The organism is Enterobacter sp. DC1 (genome assembly GCF_000568075.1).
Lineage (GTDB): Bacteria > Pseudomonadota > Gammaproteobacteria > Enterobacterales > Enterobacteriaceae > Enterobacter > Enterobacter asburiae.
Map to the genome: position 1 here is coordinate 43738 of NZ_AZUA01000009.1, position 18314 is coordinate 62051.

Annotated in this window: 18 protein-coding genes; 11 read left to right on the top strand and 7 right to left on the bottom strand. The window is 56.5% G+C overall.

The window, feature by feature from the left end:
• The first annotated feature begins 1 nt into the window (after position 1).
• Positions 2 to 2446 carry a ribonuclease R gene (gene rnr / locus P346_RS02420; protein ID WP_032662419.1) on the top strand — a complete coding sequence of 815 codons (2445 nt, stop codon included), beginning with the start codon at positions 2 to 4 and terminating at the stop codon, positions 2444 to 2446.
• 66 nt (positions 2447 to 2512) lie between these two features.
• Positions 2513 to 3244 carry a 23S rRNA (guanosine(2251)-2'-O)-methyltransferase RlmB gene (gene rlmB / locus P346_RS02415; RefSeq protein WP_023334255.1) on the top strand — a complete coding sequence of 244 codons (732 nt, stop codon included), beginning with the start codon at positions 2513 to 2515 and terminating at the stop codon, positions 3242 to 3244.
• Between the two features lie 91 nt (positions 3245 to 3335).
• On the opposite strand, the gene P346_RS02410 is transcribed toward rlmB, so the two are convergent.
• Positions 3336 to 4610, bottom strand: coding sequence for an MFS transporter (locus P346_RS02410; RefSeq protein WP_032662421.1), 1275 nt, complete (start codon positions 4608 to 4610; stop codon positions 3336 to 3338).
• A 192-nt stretch (positions 4611 to 4802) separates the two neighbouring features.
• On the opposite strand from P346_RS02410, the gene P346_RS02405 reads away from it, so the two are divergent.
• Positions 4803 to 6425 (top strand): isovaleryl-CoA dehydrogenase, encoded by a 1623-nt coding sequence (locus P346_RS02405; RefSeq protein WP_032662423.1) that lies wholly within the window; start codon positions 4803 to 4805, stop codon positions 6423 to 6425.
• Here P346_RS02405 and P346_RS02400 read toward each other — a convergent pair.
• From P346_RS02400 to bsmA, 3 genes are all read right to left on the bottom strand, one after another.
• Positions 6422 to 8353 carry a methyl-accepting chemotaxis protein gene (locus P346_RS02400; RefSeq protein ID WP_032662426.1) on the bottom strand — a complete coding sequence of 644 codons (1932 nt, stop codon included), beginning with the start codon at positions 8351 to 8353 and terminating at the stop codon, positions 6422 to 6424. The genes P346_RS02405 and P346_RS02400 overlap by 4 nt on opposite strands.
• Positions 8354 to 8525: 172 nt before the next feature.
• Positions 8526 to 8801, bottom strand: coding sequence for a DUF1471 family protease activator YjfN (yjfN, locus tag P346_RS02395; RefSeq protein ID WP_166770712.1), 276 nt, complete (start codon positions 8799 to 8801; stop codon positions 8526 to 8528).
• Between the two features lie 148 nt (positions 8802 to 8949).
• The gene (bsmA, locus tag P346_RS02390; RefSeq protein ID WP_029740376.1) at positions 8950 to 9279 is read right to left on the bottom strand and encodes a biofilm peroxide resistance protein BsmA; all 330 of its coding nucleotides are present in this window, start codon (positions 9277 to 9279) and stop codon (positions 8950 to 8952) included.
• A 137-nt stretch (positions 9280 to 9416) separates the two neighbouring features.
• On the opposite strand from bsmA, the gene yjfP reads away from it, so the two are divergent.
• Positions 9417 to 10139, top strand: coding sequence for an esterase (gene yjfP, locus P346_RS02385; RefSeq protein ID WP_032662430.1), 723 nt, complete (start codon positions 9417 to 9419; stop codon positions 10137 to 10139).
• A gap of 168 nt (positions 10140 to 10307) precedes the next feature.
• On the opposite strand, the gene yjfY is transcribed toward yjfP, so the two are convergent.
• Entirely contained in the window at positions 10308 to 10583 is a 276-nt protein-coding gene (gene yjfY / locus P346_RS02380) for a DUF1471 family protein YjfY (RefSeq protein WP_029740378.1), read from the bottom strand.
• A 341-nt stretch (positions 10584 to 10924) separates the two neighbouring features.
• Between yjfY and rpsF the strand changes: the two genes are divergently transcribed.
• From rpsF to rplI, 4 genes are read left to right on the top strand one after another with little or no spacing between them, the layout of a single operon-like run.
• Complete coding sequence (rpsF, locus tag P346_RS02375) at positions 10925 to 11320, top strand: 30S ribosomal protein S6 (RefSeq protein ID WP_014068637.1); 396 nt, start codon at positions 10925 to 10927, stop codon at positions 11318 to 11320.
• A 6-nt stretch (positions 11321 to 11326) separates the two neighbouring features.
• On the top strand, positions 11327 to 11641 hold the full coding sequence (priB, locus tag P346_RS02370; protein ID WP_008502895.1) for a primosomal replication protein N: 315 nt from the start codon (positions 11327 to 11329) through the stop codon (positions 11639 to 11641).
• 4 nt (positions 11642 to 11645) lie between these two features.
• The gene (gene rpsR / locus P346_RS02365; protein ID WP_000135199.1) at positions 11646 to 11873 is read left to right on the top strand and encodes a 30S ribosomal protein S18; all 228 of its coding nucleotides are present in this window, start codon (positions 11646 to 11648) and stop codon (positions 11871 to 11873) included.
• Positions 11874 to 11914: 41 nt separating this feature from the next.
• Positions 11915 to 12364 carry a 50S ribosomal protein L9 gene (gene rplI, locus P346_RS02360; RefSeq protein WP_023310148.1) on the top strand — a complete coding sequence of 150 codons (450 nt, stop codon included), beginning with the start codon at positions 11915 to 11917 and terminating at the stop codon, positions 12362 to 12364.
• A 67-nt stretch (positions 12365 to 12431) separates the two neighbouring features.
• On the opposite strand, the gene P346_RS02355 is transcribed toward rplI, so the two are convergent.
• The gene (locus P346_RS02355) at positions 12432 to 13076 is read right to left on the bottom strand and encodes an OapA family protein (protein WP_032662433.1); all 645 of its coding nucleotides are present in this window, start codon (positions 13074 to 13076) and stop codon (positions 12432 to 12434) included.
• A gap of 233 nt (positions 13077 to 13309) precedes the next feature.
• On the opposite strand from P346_RS02355, the gene fklB reads away from it, so the two are divergent.
• Together fklB and cycA are read left to right on the top strand one after the other, a co-directional pair.
• On the top strand, positions 13310 to 13930 hold the full coding sequence (gene fklB, locus P346_RS02350) for an FKBP-type peptidyl-prolyl cis-trans isomerase (RefSeq protein ID WP_008502892.1): 621 nt from the start codon (positions 13310 to 13312) through the stop codon (positions 13928 to 13930).
• A gap of 311 nt (positions 13931 to 14241) precedes the next feature.
• The gene (cycA, locus tag P346_RS02345) at positions 14242 to 15651 is read left to right on the top strand and encodes a D-serine/D-alanine/glycine transporter (RefSeq protein ID WP_032662435.1); all 1410 of its coding nucleotides are present in this window, start codon (positions 14242 to 14244) and stop codon (positions 15649 to 15651) included.
• Positions 15652 to 15737: 86 nt separating this feature from the next.
• Here the strand turns inward: cycA and ytfE are convergent, their stop codons facing one another.
• Positions 15738 to 16400: an iron-sulfur cluster repair protein YtfE gene (ytfE, locus tag P346_RS02340; protein WP_032662437.1), complete on the bottom strand. Its 663-nt coding sequence runs from the start codon at positions 16398 to 16400 to the stop codon at positions 15738 to 15740.
• A 244-nt stretch (positions 16401 to 16644) separates the two neighbouring features.
• Here ytfE and P346_RS02335 point away from each other — a divergent pair, with 244 nt between their 5' ends.
• Entirely contained in the window at positions 16645 to 18294 is a 1650-nt protein-coding gene (locus tag P346_RS02335; RefSeq protein WP_032662439.1) for a methyl-accepting chemotaxis protein, read from the top strand.
• Positions 18295 to 18314: the final 20 nt, after the last annotated feature.

The window sequence follows — 18314 nt, forward strand, 5'->3', positions numbered from 1 at the left end:
CATGTCACATGATCCTTTCCAGGAACGCGAAGCCGAAAAATACGCGAATCCTATTCCCAGCCGCGAGTTCATCATTGAACACTTAACAAAACGCGAAAAACCCGCCAATCGTGAAGAACTTGCCGTTGAATTAAACATTGAAGGTGAAGAGCAAATTGAAGCCCTTCGCCGCCGCCTGCGCGCAATGGAGCGTGACGGGCAGCTGGTCTTTACCCGCCGCCAGTGCTACGCGCTGCCAGAACGCCTCGATCTGCTGAAAGGGACCGTCATTGGTCACCGCGATGGCTTCGGCTTCCTGCGCGTGGAAGGCCGTAAAGACGATCTGTACCTCTCATCTGAACAGATGAAAATGTGCATCCACGGCGACCAGATCCTGGCGCAGCCGCTGGGCGCTGACCGTAAAGGCCGCCGCGAAGCGCGCGTCGTGCGCGTTCTGGTGCCAAAAACCAGCCAGATTGTCGGCCGCTACTTTACCGACGCGGGCGTGGGCTTCGTGGTGCCGGACGACAGCCGTCTTAGCTTCGACATTCTGATCCCACCTGAAGAGGTGATGGGCGCCCGCATGGGCTTTGTGGTGGTGGTGGAACTCACCCAGCGCCCAACCCGTCGCACCAAAGCGGTAGGTAAAATCGTCGAAGTGCTTGGCGATAACATGGGCACCACGATGGCCGTTGATATGGCATTGCGCACCCATGAAATTCCGTACATCTGGCCGAAAGCGGTTGAAGAGCAGATCGAAAGCCTGCGCGAAGAAGTGCCGGAAGAGTCCAAAGTGGGCCGCGTGGATCTGCGCGATCTGCCGCTGGTCACTATTGACGGTGAGGACGCCCGCGACTTCGATGACGCCGTCTACTGCGAGAAAAAACGCGGTGGCGGCTGGCGTCTGTGGGTCGCTATTGCAGACGTAAGCTATTACGTCCGTCCGCACACCCCGCTGGATAACGAAGCCCGCAGCCGCGGTACGTCGGTTTACTTCCCGTCCCAGGTCGTGCCGATGCTGCCGGAAGTGCTGTCTAACGGCCTGTGCTCCCTGAACCCGCAGGTTGACCGCCTCTGTATGGTTTGCGAGATGACCATCTCCACCAAAGGGCGCTTAACCGGCTACAAGTTCTACGAAGCGGTAATGAGCTCGCACGCGCGTCTGACCTATACCAAGGTCTGGCATATGCTGCAGGGCGACCAGGATCTGCGCGAACAGTACGCGCCGCTGGTCAAACATATCGAAGAGCTGCATAACCTCTACAAAACGCTGGATCAGGCGCGCGAAGAGCGCGGCGGGATCTCGTTTGAGAGTGAAGAGGCGAAATTCATTTTCAACGCCGAACGCCGCATTGAGCGTATCGAGCAGACCCAGCGTAACGATGCGCATAAGCTTATCGAAGAGTGTATGATTCTGGCGAACATCTCGGCGGCACGTTTCGTTGAGAAAGCCAAAGAGCCTGCGCTGTTCCGTATTCACGATAAGCCGACCACGGAAGCCATTACGTCGTTCCGCTCCGTGCTGGCTGAACTGGGTCTTGAACTGCCCGGAGGCAACAAGCCAGAGCCGCGCGATTACGCCGAGCTGCTGGAGTCCATCGGCGACCGTCCTGACGCAGAAATGCTGCAGACGATGCTGCTGCGCTCTATGAAGCAGGCGATTTACGATCCGGAAAACCGCGGGCACTTCGGCCTGGCGCTGCAGTCTTACGCCCACTTTACCTCGCCGATCCGTCGTTATCCTGACCTCTCTCTGCACCGTGCGATCAAGTATCTGCTGGCGCAGGAGCAGGGCCATAAAGGGAACACCACCGAAACCGGTGGCTACCACTATTCGATGGAAGAGATGCTGCAGCTGGGTCAGCACTGCTCCATGGCCGAACGTCGTGCCGATGAAGCAACCCGCGACGTGGCGGACTGGCTGAAGTGTGACTTTATGCTCGATCAGGTAGGTAACGTCTTTAAAGGCGTGATTGCCAGCGTGACCGGCTTTGGTTTCTTCGTTCGTCTGGACGAGCTGTTCATCGATGGTCTGGTGCACGTCTCCAGCCTGGATAACGACTACTACCGCTTCGACCAGGTCGGCCAGCGCCTGATTGGCGAATCTGGCGGCCAGACCTACCGTCTGGGTGACCGTGTGGAAGTGAAGGTCGAAGCCGTGAATATGGACGACCGTAAGATCGACTTCAGCCTGATCTCCAGCGAGCGCGCGCCGCGTAACGTCGGTAAAACCGAGCGTGAAAGGGCGAAAAAAACCGGTAACGGTAAACCGGGCGGCGGTAAACGTCGTCAGGCGGGAAAGAAGGTAAACTTCGAGCCGGACAGCGCGTTCCGCGGCGAGAAGAAACAGAAGCCGAAGGCGGCGAAGAAAGAAGCCCGTTCAGCGAAAAAACCGTCCGCGAAAACGCAGAAAATCGCTGCCGCCACCAAAGCGAAGCGCGCGGCCAAGAAAAAGCAGGCGGAGTAAATTCTCCCCTCACCCTGACCCTCTCCCCAACGGGGGGAGGGGAAATACTTATTACGAGAACCATCAATGAGTGAAATGATTTACGGCATCCACGCGGTGCAGGCCCTTCTCGAGCGCGCACCGGAGCGCTTTCAGGAAGTGTTTATTCTGAAAGGGCGTGAAGATAAGCGTCTGATGCCGCTGATCCACGCGCTGGAAGCGCAGGGCGTGGTGATCCAGCTGGCGAACCGCCAGTTCCTGGATGAGAAAAGCGAAGGTGCGGTGCACCAGGGCATTATTGCCCGCGTGAAGCCGGGTCGTCAGTATCAGGAGAACGATCTGCCGGATCTGATTGCCGAGCTGGATAACCCGTTCTTCCTGATCCTTGATGGCGTTACCGATCCGCATAACCTCGGCGCGTGCCTGCGCAGCGCCGATGCGGCGGGCGTGCACGCGGTGATCGTGCCGAAAGATCGCTCCGCGCAGCTGAACGCGACGGCGAAGAAAGTGGCCTGCGGCGCGGCGGAAAACGTTCCGCTGATCCGCGTGACTAACCTGGCGCGCACCATGCGTCTGCTGCAGGAAGAGAACATCTGGATCGTCGGTACTGCCGGTGAAGCGGATCATACGCTGTACCAGAGCAAAATGACCGGCCGTCTGGCGCTGGTGATGGGGGCGGAAGGCGAAGGTATGCGTCGTCTGACCCGCGAGCACTGCGACGAGCTGATCAGCATCCCGATGGCGGGCAGCGTGTCGTCCCTGAACGTTTCCGTTGCGACGGGCATCTGCCTGTTTGAAGCGGTGCGCCAGCGCGGGTAGCCTATTGTGCCGGGTGGCGGCTTCGCCTTACCCGGCCTACAAAGGCACGGTACCGTAGGCCCGGTAAGCGCAGCGCCACCGGGCATTAACCTCACTCCTCCAGCGACCGCAAATGGTCATCCTTCCTCAGCGTCATCAGCGCGAAAATACTCACTACCGCCGTCGCCATCACGTAATACGCCGGAATATCCAGGTTACCCGTCTGCTTAATCAGCCCGGTAATGATTAGCCCCGCACATCCCGAGAAAATCGCGTTCGACAAAGAGTAGGCCAGCCCCAGCCCCGTATAGCGCACGCGCGTCGGGAACATCTCAGATAGCATCGCCGGGCCCGGCCCCGCCAGCATGCCCACCAGACCGCCCGCAATCAGTACCACACCAGCCTTCACCGCCAGCGTGCTCGACTCCGCCTGCAGGATTTTCAGCAGCGGCAGGGCGAGGATAAGCAGCAGCGCGGTGGCGATAATCATCACCGTGCGGCGCCCGATCCGGTCGCTCAGGATCCCCGACGGAATGATGGTGAGTGCAAAACCAATATTCGAAATCACCGCTATCAGCAGCGCCTGGTTAAACCCGGTGTGCAGCGCCGACTGCAGATAGGTCGGCATAATCACCAGGTAGGTGTACCCCGCCGCAGACCAGACCATTACGCGCCCAATCCCCATCACGATGGCCCGGAGCGTGGCGGCAGTATCCGCCTGAGCGACATTCGGTTTATCCTGCTGCTGCACAAAGCTCGGCGTCTCCTCCATGCTGACCCGAAGCCACAGCGCAACGACGCCCATGGGCAGCGCCAGGAAGAAAGGAATGCGCCAGCCCCAGTCGTGCAATGCCTCTGGCGTGAGAATGGCGGAGAGCAGCGCCACGATGCCTGCGCCCGCCAGCAGCCCCAGCGCCACGGTAAAGGACTGCCACGCGCCATAGAGCCCACGCTTGCCGCGCGGGGCGAACTCCGTCATCAGCGAGACCGCACCGCCGTACTCGCCGCCCGCGAACAGCCCCTGCAGGATGCGCAGCAGCGTAATAATCAGCGGCGCGGCAATTCCGATGCTGGCATAGACCGGCACAACGCCGATGGCGGTGGTAGCGAGCGTCATCAATACCAGCACAATGATTAGCGTCGGTTTACGGCCAATCCGATCGCCGATGCGGCCAAACACCACCGCACCCAGCGGGCGGAAGAAGAAGGCGATGGCAAACGAGGCGTAGGTGAGGATCAGGCTGGTCAGCCCCGCCTCTCCTTCAAGTTGGAAAAAGTTTTTCGCAATGACGGTCGCCAGAAAACCGTAGACCGCAAACTCATACCACTCGATAAAGTTACCAATGGAGCCTGCAATTAATGCTCGCTTGTGCGCGTCCGGTTGCATAACGATCCTCACTTAAGGTGTAAGAATAAATTATTCAACAAAAGTGGATGTATGAAATAGTTTATTCTTATGTTCTGTGAGCTATTTCACGAATGATATCAGCGGGATCGTGAACGTGTGACTCCTCTCCCATGCAGCGTGCGCGCGGTCTGTCCATACTTATCGTCATTGCCACTGAAGGAGGGAGACAGCATGCACTGGCAGACCCATACCGTTTTCAATCAACCTGCACCGCTTTCCAACAGCAACCTTTTCCTCTCGGACTGCGCCCTGCGCGATGCGGTCGCGCGTGAAGGGGCCGAGTGGGATATCGAGCTGCTCGCCAGCATCGGACAGCAGTTAGGCACCGCGGAGTCGCTGGAGCTGGGCAGGCTGGCAAACGTTAATCCTCCGGAGCTACTCCGTTATGACGCCACCGGGGAGCGGCTGGATGACGTCCGCTTTCATCCGGCATGGCATCTGCTGATGCAGGGGCTTTGCGCCAACCGCGTGCATAACCTGGCGTGGGAAGAGGAGGCGCGTAAAGGGTCGTTTGTCGCTCGGGCCGCACGCTTTGTGCTTCATGCTCAGGTGGAGGCAGGCACGCTGTGCCCGGTCACCATGACGTTTGCCGCCACGCCGCTGCTGCAGCAGGCGCTCCCCAAAGCATTTCACGACTGGCTGACGCCGCTGCTCAGCGATCGCTACGATCCGCATCTGGCTCCCGGCGCGCAAAAGCGCGGCCTGCTGATCGGTATGGGGATGACGGAAAAGCAGGGCGGCTCAGACGTGCTCAGCAACACCACCAAAGCGGAAAAATGCAGCGACGGCAGCTACCGGCTGGTGGGGCATAAATGGTTTTTCTCCGTCCCGCAAAGCGATGCGCACCTGGTGCTGGCCCAGGCGAAGGGCGGGCTATCCTGCTTTTTTGTGCCGCGCTTTTTGCCTGACGGACAACGCAACGCCGTGCGGCTGGAGCGCCTCAAGGACAAGCTCGGGAACCGCTCCAACGCCAGCAGCGAGGCGGAGTTTCTTGATGCCTTCGGCTGGCTGCTGGGGGAAGAGGGCGAAGGGGTAAGGCAGATACTCAAAATGGGCGGTCTGACGCGCTTTGACTGCGCGCTGGGCAGCCACGGGCTAATGCGTCGGGCGCTCTCGGTGGCGCTGTATCATGCCCACCAGCGTCAGACCTTCGGCAAAAATCTCATCGATCAGCCGCTAATGCGCGAAGTGCTAAGCCGGATGGCGCTGGTGCTGGAGGGGCAAACGGCGCTGCTGTTCCGCCTGGCCCGCGCGTGGGATAAACGCGCGGATCCGCAGGAGGCCGCCTGGGCGCGGCTGTTTACCCCGGCGGCGAAATTTAGCGTCTGTAAAGCGGGCATCCCGTTTGTCGCTGAGGCGATGGAGGTGCTGGGCGGGATCGGATATTGCGAAGAGAGCGAACTTCCCCGCCTGTACCGTGAGATGCCGGTGAACAGCATCTGGGAAGGATCGGGGAATATCATGTGCCTGGACGTGCTGCGCGTGCTGGCGAAGCAGCCAGGTATTCACGACCTGCTTGCCGACGAGTTTGCGCAGGTGAAAGGGCAGGACAGACACTTCGACCGCAGCTGGCGACAGCTTCAGCAAAAACTGCGTAAACCGCAGGAGGCGCAGGGTCGGGAGATCGCGCAGCAGCTTTTCTTACTGGGTGCCGGAAGCCAGATGCTGCGGCACGCATCGCCCCCGGTGGCGCAGGCGTGGTGCCGCATGATGCTGGACACCCGTGGCTGCACGCTGATGAGCGAGCAGGTACAAAGCGACCTGCTGCTGCGCGCAACGGGCAGAGTTGGCTAGCCTCTTAGCTGGAACAGACTCACCAGCTGAGTCAGGTGTGAACCCTTCTCGCGCAGCGTTTGAGCGGTTTGCTCGCTGCGTGAGATGCGATCGGCATTGATATGCGACGCTTCGCCAATATGGGTCATGGCGAGGTTCACCTGGCCGATCCCGGCGGACTGCTCGCGTGAGGCATGGTTAATCTCGGTGACCAGCTGGCTGATGTTATCGATATGAATGATGATGTCGTCCATCGCCAGGCGGGTCTGTTCAGACAGCGCATGACCCTCACTCACTTTTCTGAGCGTATCGCCAATCAGCTGTTCAATCTCCTTCACCGCGTTAGCGCTGCGTCCCGCCAGGGCGCGAACTTCCTGCGCGACAACCGCAAACCCTTTTCCGTGCTCGCCCGCGCGGGCCGCTTCCACGGCCGCATTCAGCGCCAGAATATTGGTCTGGAAAGCGATGGATTCGATCACGCGCGTGATGTCTTCGATGCGTTTTGACGCTTCGCGAATGTCGTCCATGGTCGACACCGCGTGGGTGACCGTCTCACCGCCCTGATGGACCGCGAGCGAGGTTTCACCCACCAGCTGCTGAGTTTGCTCCATGTTGGCGGCATTTTGCTGCACGGTGGCGGCCAGCTGCTCCATGCTGGCAGACGTCTCTTCCACGCTGCTGGCCTGCTTGTTGATCTGCTCTGAAATCTCGCCAGTGTCGGCGGCCAGCGCGTTGGTACCCAAATGGATCTCGCCCGCGGCCTCACGCACCTGCAGGACAATTTTTTGCAGGCCACCGCCGATGCCGTTGATAGCATCGATCAGCTGGCCGACTTCGTCCTGACGCGTCACGGGCAGGCTGGAACGGAGATCCCCTGCGGCATATTGACGAGCAAGATGGATCACGTTGCTCAGCGGTCGGGTCAGCACGCGGCGAATAATGACCACGAACAGGCCAGCAAAAAGGATGGATAAGGCCACGCCGGTCAGCAGGAAACGATCGCGCATGGCGTTAACGCTTGAGAGCAGCACCGATTTATCCACTTCGCCCACGATAGTCCAGTTCCAGCCCGGCAGCGGGGTATACGCCATTTTCAGCGTCCGGCCGTCGTCGCTTACGCGCTCCAGCGTGCCGGGTTTGTCACCCAGAAGCTGCTGCTGCGTCGCGCTGTCCCACTTTGGCAGTTTTCCCTCTTCGCTGGCATGGAACAGATATTGCCCGCGCGTTTTGCCGTTGCTGCGATCCAGCACGAAGAAGTGACCGCTCTCGCCCAGGCGTCGGTTGAGGATTTTCTCGCGCATGACGTTCCAGGAGTGGGTGATGTCCACCCCGACAAAGACGATCGCAATGACCTGTCCTTCGGCGTTTTTAACGGGCTGGTACTGGGTGATGTAGCGTTTACCAAACAGCAGCGCCAGGCCGCGGTAGACTTCACCTTTGTTGACGGCAGCAAAGGCCGGGCTGGCGTTATCCAGAACGGTACCCATTGCCCGATCGCCATTCTCTTTACGCAGGGAAGTGGCTACGCGAACAAAGTCGTTACCGCTGCGTACAAACAGCGTCGAAATGGCTCCCGTACGGTTCAGGAACTCGTCCGAAAGTGTGTTATTTTCATGCAGCCCGGTGTCTCCACCTTTCAGAAGCGGAACGCTAAGTCCGTTAATCGTCTGGGGTTGGGAATTATCAATGTTCAGGGGCTGCGGTAAAAAGGTGGTAAACAGACGGGTATAGCTCTCAACCTCTTCACTCAGGCTGGTATTAAACATCTGCACCATATCGACCATGCCGGTGGACTGATTATGCAGATCTTCGACCGCAAGGGCTTCAAGCTGCTGGCTGGCTTTTTGGCTGAGCAGAAAAGTGAATAGCAGAAACAGCGTGGCGACACTGACGCCAGTTAGCAGCGAGAGTTTCGACCCAAGGCCCGCACGGCGGAAAACGTTGATCATAAATTGCTCATCATTGAAAAGTTATGGTTCTTCAACGGCAGAGCGGGGATTACGTTTACTGTTTTAATGTAACAAAATGTTATTTAATTGTTCTTTATTGGTTTTATATAAGATAAAAAATTTGCAAAAACGAAAAGCCACTAAAAGTAAGTGGCTTTTATCAGGAGGGAATTTACACGTAGAGAATGGCCTGTACCCGCCAGCGATCGATATGGTTATCTTCCTGCATCTGGATGATGCGATACCATGAAGCACCCTGCTCATCGGCCTTTAATGCCACGACACGTTCAACGTCTTGCGGGCTCCCCGAGATATTATTCACGGAGATCTGGCCAATTTCATTCAGGCCAGTTACACAATCAGCACTGGCGAATTCTGCTGACTGCGCGGTGGTGCTCAGCAGGCCTGCTGAGAGCAACAGTGTGGTCAAAGCAAGAGTTCGTTTCATCGTCAGCTCCATTTCACATATATCCGGTATCCGCCGGGCAATCCTTCGCAAATAAACTCCCTTCCATTAACGCGGGCATGGAGTTTATTGTGGACAGGAAAATGTCTATGGACGCAAAGCAGTGTAAATCTCGTTCAAAGGAAAACCATTATTTGCGGTACAAAATGGCCTGTGAATACCACTGTCCCGTTATGATGGTTTCGTCGATCATAATGATGACGTAATAATCTGCTTTGGCGGCGACGGCCTGTGCTTTTATTGCCGATTCTGCGTCATCCGGAGAACCGCGAACCAGCGCGGAGATGGTGCCCATTCGTTGTAATCCTTCCGTCTGATTACGACGAATCTCCTGTGGATGATCGGCGACCGGTGGAGCGGGTTGCGGCGTTCCCTGCAGCGCGCTACAGCCACTCAGCAGAAACACCAGCAATAAAGCAGCAAACCTGCGCATAACCATATCTCGTTTCCTGATAGCCATAGTGTAGTTGTCTGTGAATTTAGTTTTGGGGGAATGTTCCCGAAGTGTTATCTGGGACGTATATTTCGAATGAAAATGACGCGAAAGCGTAACCCAGTTCTCAACATTATGAATCATAGATTCGCACAGGGTCGACAATGATTGAAATTGAAATACGCCACCTCGGCGACCATGAAATTTTACACGCGATGCCAGCGGGTAAACGTGATAAACCGCTGCCTGTTGTGGTTTTTTATCATGGGTTTACCTCATCGAAGCTGGTTTACAGTTATTTTGCGGTAGCGCTGGCGCAGGCGGGTTTTCGCGTGGTGATGCCAGATGCACCCGACCACGGCGCACGCTTTACGGGTAATGAACAGGCGCGGCTGGGGCAGTTCTGGCACATTCTGCACGGGAGTCTGACCGAGTTTGCCGGGCTGCGCGATGCGCTTTATGCGGCAGGGCTGGTGGCCGACAATCGTCTGGCGGTAGCCGGGGCATCGATGGGCGGTATGACGGCGCTGGGGATTATGACGCATCATCCTGAAGTGAAGTCTGTCGCCTGTCTGATGGGCTCGGGCTACTTTACTTCGCTGGCGAAGACCCTTTTCCCCCCTCAGAATTTAGCGGAAATGACGGCGACGCTGGCAGAGTGGGATGTGGCCCGGGCATTGCCGCGCGTGGCCGATCGCCCGCTGCTGCTGTGGCACGGTGACGCGGATGATGTGGTCCCGCCCGAGGGAACCTTCCGTCTGCAGCAGGCGTTAATGAATGAAGGGCTGGACGGTAATCTGACCTGTCTGTGGGAGCCGGGCGTCCGCCACCGCATCACGCCAACGGCGCTGGACGCCACGGTGGCGTTTTTCCGCCAGCACCTGTAAACGCGCAGGACTTTGATGCCCTTATCTTCCCGCTTCGGGAGGATCTCAGGGGGCTCTTTTACCGGTAGTATTCCGGAGACATTCACAAAAAAAAGCCCCCGGGCAGGGGGCAACGTCATCTATGGCTATGTTCTCGTTGTTGGCTTTCCTGGTGCTAGCGTTAAAGCGTTATCGGTAAATATCTGCACTGGCGTGCATGTTGCCGTTGCTGCCGGGCTCACGGGTTAACATCACGTGGTAATAGGTTGCGCCCTGCGCATCGGTTTCTGCGTTTAATGCCTGATCTGCTTCACTTTCCGTGGCGAAATTATGATTGATGTAAATTACGCCCAAGCTTTGCACATCATCCATGTTTCTGGCCTGTCGGCTGTCTATCTTGATGGCTGCCATCGCGTTTGCACTGAGCAAAAGCGCCGCCATTATGGCTAATGCGATTTTTTTCATGATATGCGCTCCACGACTACGTGCTGCGAGAGGGGGGATGCTCCTTCTTTAATTCAGGCGATCTCTGATTAAAGTGTAATCACTCATCCGGCGGGGATGCGTGACCATTTCTGATGCTGTTGTTCAAAAAAACAACGCTTCCGGGTGTGACCAATTTTAAATCACCCACTTAGACCCGCTTCGCGCTTTGTGCGAATTATTTGTGCAATCAGCTTGAGTTTCCAGGGGCGCGCAAGTATTATGACGCGTCAATTTTTCAGCCGACCTTTAACACGTTCCTTGCCTCCCCGGGCCTCGGCTGACCCAGACAGGAGGCTGAATAATCCGTAAGGAGCAATTCGATGCGTCATTACGAAATCGTTTTTATGGTCCATCCTGACCAGAGCGAACAGGTTCCGGGTATGATCGAGCGTTACTCTGCTGCCATCACTGGTGCAGAAGGTACGATCCACCGTCTGGAAGACTGGGGCCGCCGTCAGCTGGCTTACCCGATCAACAAACTGCACAAAGCACACTACGTTCTGATGAACGTTGAAGCGCCGCAGGAAGTGATCGATGAGCTGGAAACTACCTTCCGCTTCAACGATGCCGTTATCCGCAGCATGGTTATGCGTACCAAAAACGCAGTTACCGAAGCATCTCCGATGGTTAAAGCGAAAGACGAGCGCCGTGAGCGTCGCGATGATTTCGCAAACGAAACCGCAGATGATTCTGATGCTGGGGATTCTGAAGAGTAATTTCTGATGACCAACCGTCTGGCGTTGTCCGGCATCGTATGCAGGGCTCCCCTTCGAAAGGTCAGTCCATCAGGAATTCCGCATTGCCAGTTCGTGCTTGAGCATCGTTCTGTGCAAGAGGAAGCCGGGTTTCACCGGCAGGCGTGGTGCCAAATGCCCGTTATTATTAGCGGACACGAAAACCAGGCCATTACTCACAGTTTAACGGTCGGTAGCGCAGTAATCGTTCAGGGGTTCATCTCTTGCCACAAGGCAAAGAACGGCCTGAGCAAAATGGTTCTGCATGCCGAGCAGATTGATTTGATAGATTCTGGAGACTAGCCATATGGCACGTTATTTCCGTCGTCGCAAGTTCTGCCGTTTCACCGCGGAAGGCGTTCAAGAGATCGACTATAAAGATATCGCAACGCTGAAAAACTACATCACCGAAAGCGGTAAGATTGTCCCAAGCCGTATCACCGGTACTCGTGCAAAATACCAGCGTCAGCTGGCTCGCGCTATCAAACGCGCTCGCTACCTGTCCCTGCTGCCGTACACTGATCGTCATCAGTAATCGGGCACGGTCCATTAATACGACTTTAAGAGGATAAGGTAATGCAAGTTATTCTGCTTGATAAAGTAGCAAACCTGGGCAGCCTGGGTGATCAGGTTAACGTTAAAGCGGGTTACGCACGTAACTTCCTGGTTCCACAGGGTAAAGCTGTTCCAGCTACCAAGAAAAACGTAGAGTTTTTCGAAGCACGTCGCGCTGAACTGGAAGCCAAACTGGCTGACGTTCTGGCGGCTGCTAACGCTCGCGCTGAAGCAATCAACGCACTGGGCACCGTTACCATCGCGTCTAAATCAGGCGACGAAGGTAAACTGTTCGGTTCCATCGGTACCCGCGATATCGCTGATGCAGTTTCTGCAGCAGGCGTTAAAGTGGCTAAGAGCGAAGTTCGTCTGCCGAACGGCGTTCTGCGTACCACTGGTGAGCACGAAGTTGACTTCCAGGTTCACAGCGAAGTGTTCGCTAAACTGGTTGTTAACGTTGTAGCTGAGTAATTTTTTACTCTGCTCACGTTGAAACGCCGGCCTTGTGCCGGCGTTTTGCTTTTTACAGATCCGTGTCTTAACGCGCCCTGATGAAACTGCCGTCTGGCTGGCGGGTAAACAGTACCTGTTGTCCACTTCCCGTATCAATCGTTAACCCTGTCACCACCCCGCTGGCATTCTGGCGAATCTGTACCATTTGACCATTCTGCAGGTTACTGAGCGGTTTACCCGCACCTTCCACCTTCGCCATGGCATATACGTCGGTTGGCGGCAGGTTGTGGTCGCGGAACAGCTGTGCCAGCGTTTTGCCCGGCTCTACGCGATAGGAACGCCACTGTTGCTCAATGCCGGTGGGCTGTTGCGTCTGAGGCTGAGACGGGGCGGCGACTTGATCCTGCGGCTGTTCATCCTGAATGGGTTCTGGCTCAACCGGCGCGACCTGACCCGGATCGTTAGACGGGGTCACAAGCTGCGTCTGCATCGGCTGTGCGTCAGGCTGCGGCCGCGTCTGCGACTGGATGTCCAGTTGGGCATTGCGGGTGACGGGCGCGGTATCGACATCATCGCCCCCGGAAGGAAGCAGGAAGCCCACGATCACCATTAGCGCGCCAATGATGATCCCTCTGCGATGCAGAGGAGGCAGCGGGTCCATGATGCGAAAATTGTCCGGCGCCTGCCAGATTTTCGCCAGGGTAGGTTTCAGTTCAAATCGCCCGGGCATGGCACTCCTCCTGCTCCGCGTATTTTTTATCCTGTGCCCCGAAGTATAGTTTGCTAACTGCCTGAACGGCGTAGTAAACCCGACATCCGTGACATCAGTTCGGGATTAATCCTGGTTATCTCTATTGTTTCTGTTTCGTCGCGGTTTGTCACCTTAACTTCAGACAAAGTTTTACCCATAAGGGCATGGCTGATATGCTGCCCGCTACTTTAAATGTGATGGAAGGAAAACCCATGACCACCCCGACTTTTGACACTATCGAAGCGCAGGCAAGTTACGGTATCGGCTTGCAGGTAGGACAGCAGCTGAGCGAATCCGGCCTGGAAGGTCTGTTACCAGAAGCGCTGGTGGCGGGTATCGCTGACGCGCTGGAAGGCAAACAGCCTGCCGTTCCGGTTGACGTCGTGCACCGTGCGCTGCGTGAAATCCACGAACGTGCTGACGCCGTGCGTCGCGCGCGCTTCGAAGAGATGGCGGCCGAAGGTGTGAAATATCTGGAAGAGAACCGCGAGCGTGAAGGCGTGAACAGCACCGAGTCTGGTCTGCAGTTCCGCGTGATCAATCAGGGCGACGGCGCAATCCCGGCACGTACCGACCACGTTCGCGTACACTACACCGGTAAGCTGATTGACGGTACCGTCTTCGACAGCTCCGTGGCGCGCGGCGAACCGGCTGAATTCCCGGTCAACGGCGTGATCGCAGGCTGGATCGAAGCGCTGACCCTGATGCCGGTCGGTTCCAAATGGGAACTGACTATCCCGCATAACCTGGCCTACGGCGAGCGCGGCGCTGGCGCGTCCATCCCGCCATTCAGCACCCTGGTCTTTGAAGTCGAGCTGCTGGAAATTCTGTAATCGAATTTTCTTATTTCCTCTCCCCGGTTGGGGAGAGGAAAATAGTGTAAAAACCTATAGTTACGGTGCTATCAACATTTTATCTTGCAAACGAAACTGTTGCGTGTATTTTTGTGAGCTGTTTCGCGCTGTATGAGTGATATGACACTCACTTTCAACATATTATTAACATAATATCTAAATCATAGTATTCATCCCGCCGATTCTTACCTAATATCGATTAGCCCTTACAAGGGAACGTCATCTTTTGACGTATTTAAAGGCCAGAAGAGCCTTAACAACACAGACAGGCATAAACAGGAAAATATCACATGGTAGATCAGGTCAAAGTCGTCGCCGACGAAGAGGCGTCGTCTGAACAGTCGCTACGGCGCAATCTCACAAACCGTCATATTCAGCTCATTGCGATTGGGGGTGCCATCGGTACCGGGCTGTTTATGGGATCGGGCAAAACCATCAGTCTCGCCGGACCGTCAATCATATTCGTTTATATGATCATCGGTTTTATGCTGTTCTTCGTGATGCGTGCAATGGGTGAATTGCTGCTCTCGAACCTCGAATACAAATCCTTTAGCGACTTCGCTTCTGACCTGCTCGGGCCGTGGGCGGGCTATTTCACCGGCTGGACCTACTGGTTCTGCTGGGTCGTCACCGGTATGGCGGACGTCGTGGCGATTACCGCCTACGCACAGTTCTGGTTCCCGGGGCTGTCTGACTGGGTCGCCTCGCTGGCGGTCATTGTCCTGCTGCTGAGCCTCAACCTCGCTACCGTTAAAATGTTCGGTGAGATGGAGTTCTGGTTCGCGATGATCAAGATCGTGGCGATTGTCGGGCTTATCGTCGTGGGTCTGGTGATGGTACTCACCCACTTCCAGTCGCCAACGGGCGTTCAGGCGTCGTTTACCCATCTGTGGAATGACGGCGGCTGGTTCCCGAAAGGCATCAGCGGCTTCTTTGCCGGCTTCCAGATCGCGGTATTTGCTTTCGTAGGGATTGAGCTGGTGGGCACCACGGCGGCGGAGACCAAAGATCCCGAGAAGTCTCTCCCGCGCGCCATTAACTCTATTCCAGTTCGTATCATCATGTTCTACGTCTTCGCGCTGGTCATCATTATGTCCGTGACGCCGTGGAGCTCCGTGGTGCCAACCAAGAGCCCGTTCGTTGAGCTGTTCGTGCTGGTAGGCCTGCCTGCTGCCGCGAGCCTGATTAACTTCGTGGTGCTGACCTCGGCTGCGTCTTCCGCGAACAGCGGCGTGTTCTCCACCAGCCGTATGCTGTTTGGCCTGGCGCAGGAGGGAGTGGCGCCGAGCGCGTTCGCCAAGCTGTCGAAGCGTGCGGTACCGGCAAAAGGGTTGACCTTCTCCTGCATGTGCCTGCTGGGCGGCGTGGTGATGCTCTACGTGAACCCTAGCGTGATTGGCGCATTCACCATGATTACCACGGTCTCTGCGATCCTGTTTATGTTCGTCTGGACCATTATCCTCTGTTCATATCTGGTGTACCGCAAGCAGCGCCCACACCTGCATGAAAAATCGATCTACAAGATGCCGCTGGGCAAGCTGATGTGCTGGGTGTGCATGGCGTTCTTCGTCTTCGTGCTGGTTCTGCTGACGCTGGAAGATGATACCCGTCAGGCGCTCATCGTCACGCCGCTGTGGTTTATCGCGCTGGGGCTGGGCTGGGTGTTTATCGGTAAGAAACGTATGGCAGGCATGCGCTAAACATGTTGCCGGGTGGCGCTGACGCTTACCCGGCCTACGTTCGAGGACGTTGTAGGCCCGGTAAGCGCTAGCGCCACCGGGCTTTTTTATTTATCAGCTAATGCCCGCGGGAACAAAACGTTGTTCTCAAGACTGATGTGTTCCATCAGGTCGTCAATCAACTCGTTAATGCCGTTGCACATCGCTTTCCACGTTGTGCACGCTTCTGGCGGCGGTGTGACGTTGTGGGTGGTGTGTTTGATCACTTCCAGCAGTTCACCCGCGTCATCGTGCTCGCTTTCCATCACGCTGATAGGCCCCATCGCCTGGTTTCCCATTCCCTGCTTAATCATCGGGAAGAGGATCTGCTCTTCTTTCATCATATGGCTGGAAAGCTCTTCATGCAGCAGGGTCAGATACTTCGCCAGACCGCGCGGTACGGAAGGTTTGTCGGCATGTACGCGCTCGACTTTGGTCGCCTGCAGGATCAGTTCCGGCAGCTGTTCACGGTGACGGTCATGGTAACGCACGATGATATGGTCGATGATTTCAGCGAGCGGGGCAGTTCGCCAGTCTTTGTCGACGGGCTGCTCGGCCAGCAGCGCCAGCTCTGCTTCAATCACCTCAACGTCCAGCTCTTTGCGCGAGGCCGCACGCGCCAGGGTTTGCTTACCGCCGCAGCAGTAATCCATATCGTATTTACGAAACAGCGCAGAAGCGCGAGGAATGGAGAGCGCCAGCTCGCCAAGGGGTTGGTCGCGAAAGGCCATAGCAGTTACCTCGTCATCAATAATATAAGGTGCATATTAAATGCAACTTTAAGGCGGCGCTATAACCCTTTAGAGGGAAGGGGGGAAATGAGATGCAGATCACAAAAAAATACCCCGTTTAACTCTCTGAATGGACTTAGGAAAGTGGTTTAGAAACTTTTTAAAGGTGTAGAAACAGTAAACAACCCGCCGCGCCTGCCGATATATCCACGTCAGACAAACCTGCATATAACAAAGGCAACGCATGTTTAAACGTATAAAAGTCATTACCCTTCTGATTTCGGTGCTGCTTGTGCTCGGCATCATGCAAGTGATTTCCGCCGGTATCTTTATCAACGCGCTGAACAACGATAAAGACAACTTCACCGTGTCGCAGCTCTCCAGCCAGAACGTGGCGGAGTTTACCGATGCGTGGATCAGTCTGAACCAGGCACGCGTCACCCTGAACCGCGGGATGTTGCGCCTGCAAAGCAGCATGGCCTCGCAAATTAACGGCGGTCAGCTGAATGAGCTGGTGACGACGGCGAAAAATCTGCTGACTGAAGCGCAGGTCCATTACGATAAATACTATGCCCTGCCGAATACGCCAGGTCTGGACGAGAACCTGGCTAACCGGCTCGAAGAGCAGTACCGCATTTACTCTGCCACGCTGACGCAAATGAACGTCTTGCTGAGCCAGGGCAATCTGGAAGATATGTTCAAGCAGAATGCAGAACAAAAGCAAAACGCGATGCAGACGGTTTACCGTGAATGGCGTGAAGCGCAGGCTGCGCTCACCGATAAAGGCATTCAGGATAATGAAAGTGATTACAAGCACATCCTGTGGATCTTCTCTGCGGTCATGCTGCTGGTGATTGTGGTGATTATTTCCAGCTGGGTAGCCATGCGCCGCGTGCTGCTGCTGCCTCTGGAAGAGGTGATTAACCATATTCGCGCCATTGCGGCAGGGGATTTAACCCAGCCGATTCAGGCTGACGGTAAAAATGAGATGGCTATCCTGGCGCGCAACGTTCAGGAGATGCAGACCTCGCTGGCGAACACCGTGGGCGTGGTGCGTGAAGGTGCGGATACCATCTACACCGGTGCAGGCGAAATCTCTGCCGGCAGTAACGATCTCTCTTCCCGTACCGAGCAGCAGGCCGCGTCTCTGGAAGAAACGGCAGCCAGCATGGAACAGCTGACGGCAACCGTGAAGCAGAACGCCGATAACGCGCGTCAGGCGTCCCGTCTGGCGCTGGACGCTTCCTCAACGGCGAAGAAGGGCGGTAACGTGGTGGAAGGCGTGGTGCGTACCATGGACGAAATCGCCACCAGCTCCAGTAAAATCGCGCAAATTACTAACGTGATCGACGGTATTGCCTTCCAGACTAACATCCTGGCGCTGAACGCGGCGGTGGAAGCGGCGCGCGCGGGCGAGCAGGGCCGTGGTTTTGCGGTGGTGGCAGGGGAAGTCCGTACTCTCGCCCAGCGCAGCGCCCAGGCGGCGAAAGAGATCAAAGCGCTGATCGATGATTCCGGCGAGCGCGTGAACGCGGGCTCCCAGCTGGTTAACGAAGCCGGGGAGACGATGGCAGAGATCGTCAATGCGGTCACCCGCGTCACCGACATCATGGGTGAAATTGCCTCGGCCTCTGACGAGCAGAGCCGCGGTATCGACCAGGTGGGTCAGGCAGTAGCCGAGATGGACCGCGTGACCCAGCAGAACGCCTCGCTGGTAGAGGAGTCTGCGGCCGCGGCGGCGGCGCTGGAAGATCAGGCTGCACGCCTGAACGAAGCGGTGGCGGTGTTCAAAATCACCCGCAACCAGGCGGTCAAAGCGGCGCCGGTGAAAACCTATGTGCCTAAGGCGCAGCCCGCAGCGGCGGCGTCTGAAGGGAACTGGGAAACTTTTTAACATCATGCCGGGTGGCGCTG

Coding starts and splice junctions, on each gene's coding strand:
- rnr (WP_032662419.1), top strand. CDS start 2: ATGTCACATGATCCTTTCCAGGAACGCGAAGCCGAAAAATACGCGAAT.
- rlmB (WP_023334255.1), top strand. CDS start 2,513: ATGAGTGAAATGATTTACGGCATCCACGCGGTGCAGGCCCTTCTCGAG.
- P346_RS02410 (WP_032662421.1), bottom strand. CDS start 4,610: ATGCAACCGGACGCGCACAAGCGAGCATTAATTGCAGGCTCCATTGGT.
- P346_RS02405 (WP_032662423.1), top strand. CDS start 4,803: ATGCACTGGCAGACCCATACCGTTTTCAATCAACCTGCACCGCTTTCC.
- P346_RS02400 (WP_032662426.1), bottom strand. CDS start 8,353: ATGATCAACGTTTTCCGCCGTGCGGGCCTTGGGTCGAAACTCTCGCTG.
- yjfN (WP_166770712.1), bottom strand. CDS start 8,801: ATGAAACGAACTCTTGCTTTGACCACACTGTTGCTCTCAGCAGGCCTG.
- bsmA (WP_029740376.1), bottom strand. CDS start 9,279: ATGGCTATCAGGAAACGAGATATGGTTATGCGCAGGTTTGCTGCTTTA.
- yjfP (WP_032662430.1), top strand. CDS start 9,417: ATGATTGAAATTGAAATACGCCACCTCGGCGACCATGAAATTTTACAC.
- yjfY (WP_029740378.1), bottom strand. CDS start 10,583: ATGAAAAAAATCGCATTAGCCATAATGGCGGCGCTTTTGCTCAGTGCA.
- rpsF (WP_014068637.1), top strand. CDS start 10,925: ATGCGTCATTACGAAATCGTTTTTATGGTCCATCCTGACCAGAGCGAA.
- priB (WP_008502895.1), top strand. CDS start 11,327: ATGACCAACCGTCTGGCGTTGTCCGGCATCGTATGCAGGGCTCCCCTT.
- rpsR (WP_000135199.1), top strand. CDS start 11,646: ATGGCACGTTATTTCCGTCGTCGCAAGTTCTGCCGTTTCACCGCGGAA.
- rplI (WP_023310148.1), top strand. CDS start 11,915: ATGCAAGTTATTCTGCTTGATAAAGTAGCAAACCTGGGCAGCCTGGGT.
- P346_RS02355 (WP_032662433.1), bottom strand. CDS start 13,076: ATGCCCGGGCGATTTGAACTGAAACCTACCCTGGCGAAAATCTGGCAG.
- fklB (WP_008502892.1), top strand. CDS start 13,310: ATGACCACCCCGACTTTTGACACTATCGAAGCGCAGGCAAGTTACGGT.
- cycA (WP_032662435.1), top strand. CDS start 14,242: ATGGTAGATCAGGTCAAAGTCGTCGCCGACGAAGAGGCGTCGTCTGAA.
- ytfE (WP_032662437.1), bottom strand. CDS start 16,400: ATGGCCTTTCGCGACCAACCCCTTGGCGAGCTGGCGCTCTCCATTCCT.
- P346_RS02335 (WP_032662439.1), top strand. CDS start 16,645: ATGTTTAAACGTATAAAAGTCATTACCCTTCTGATTTCGGTGCTGCTT.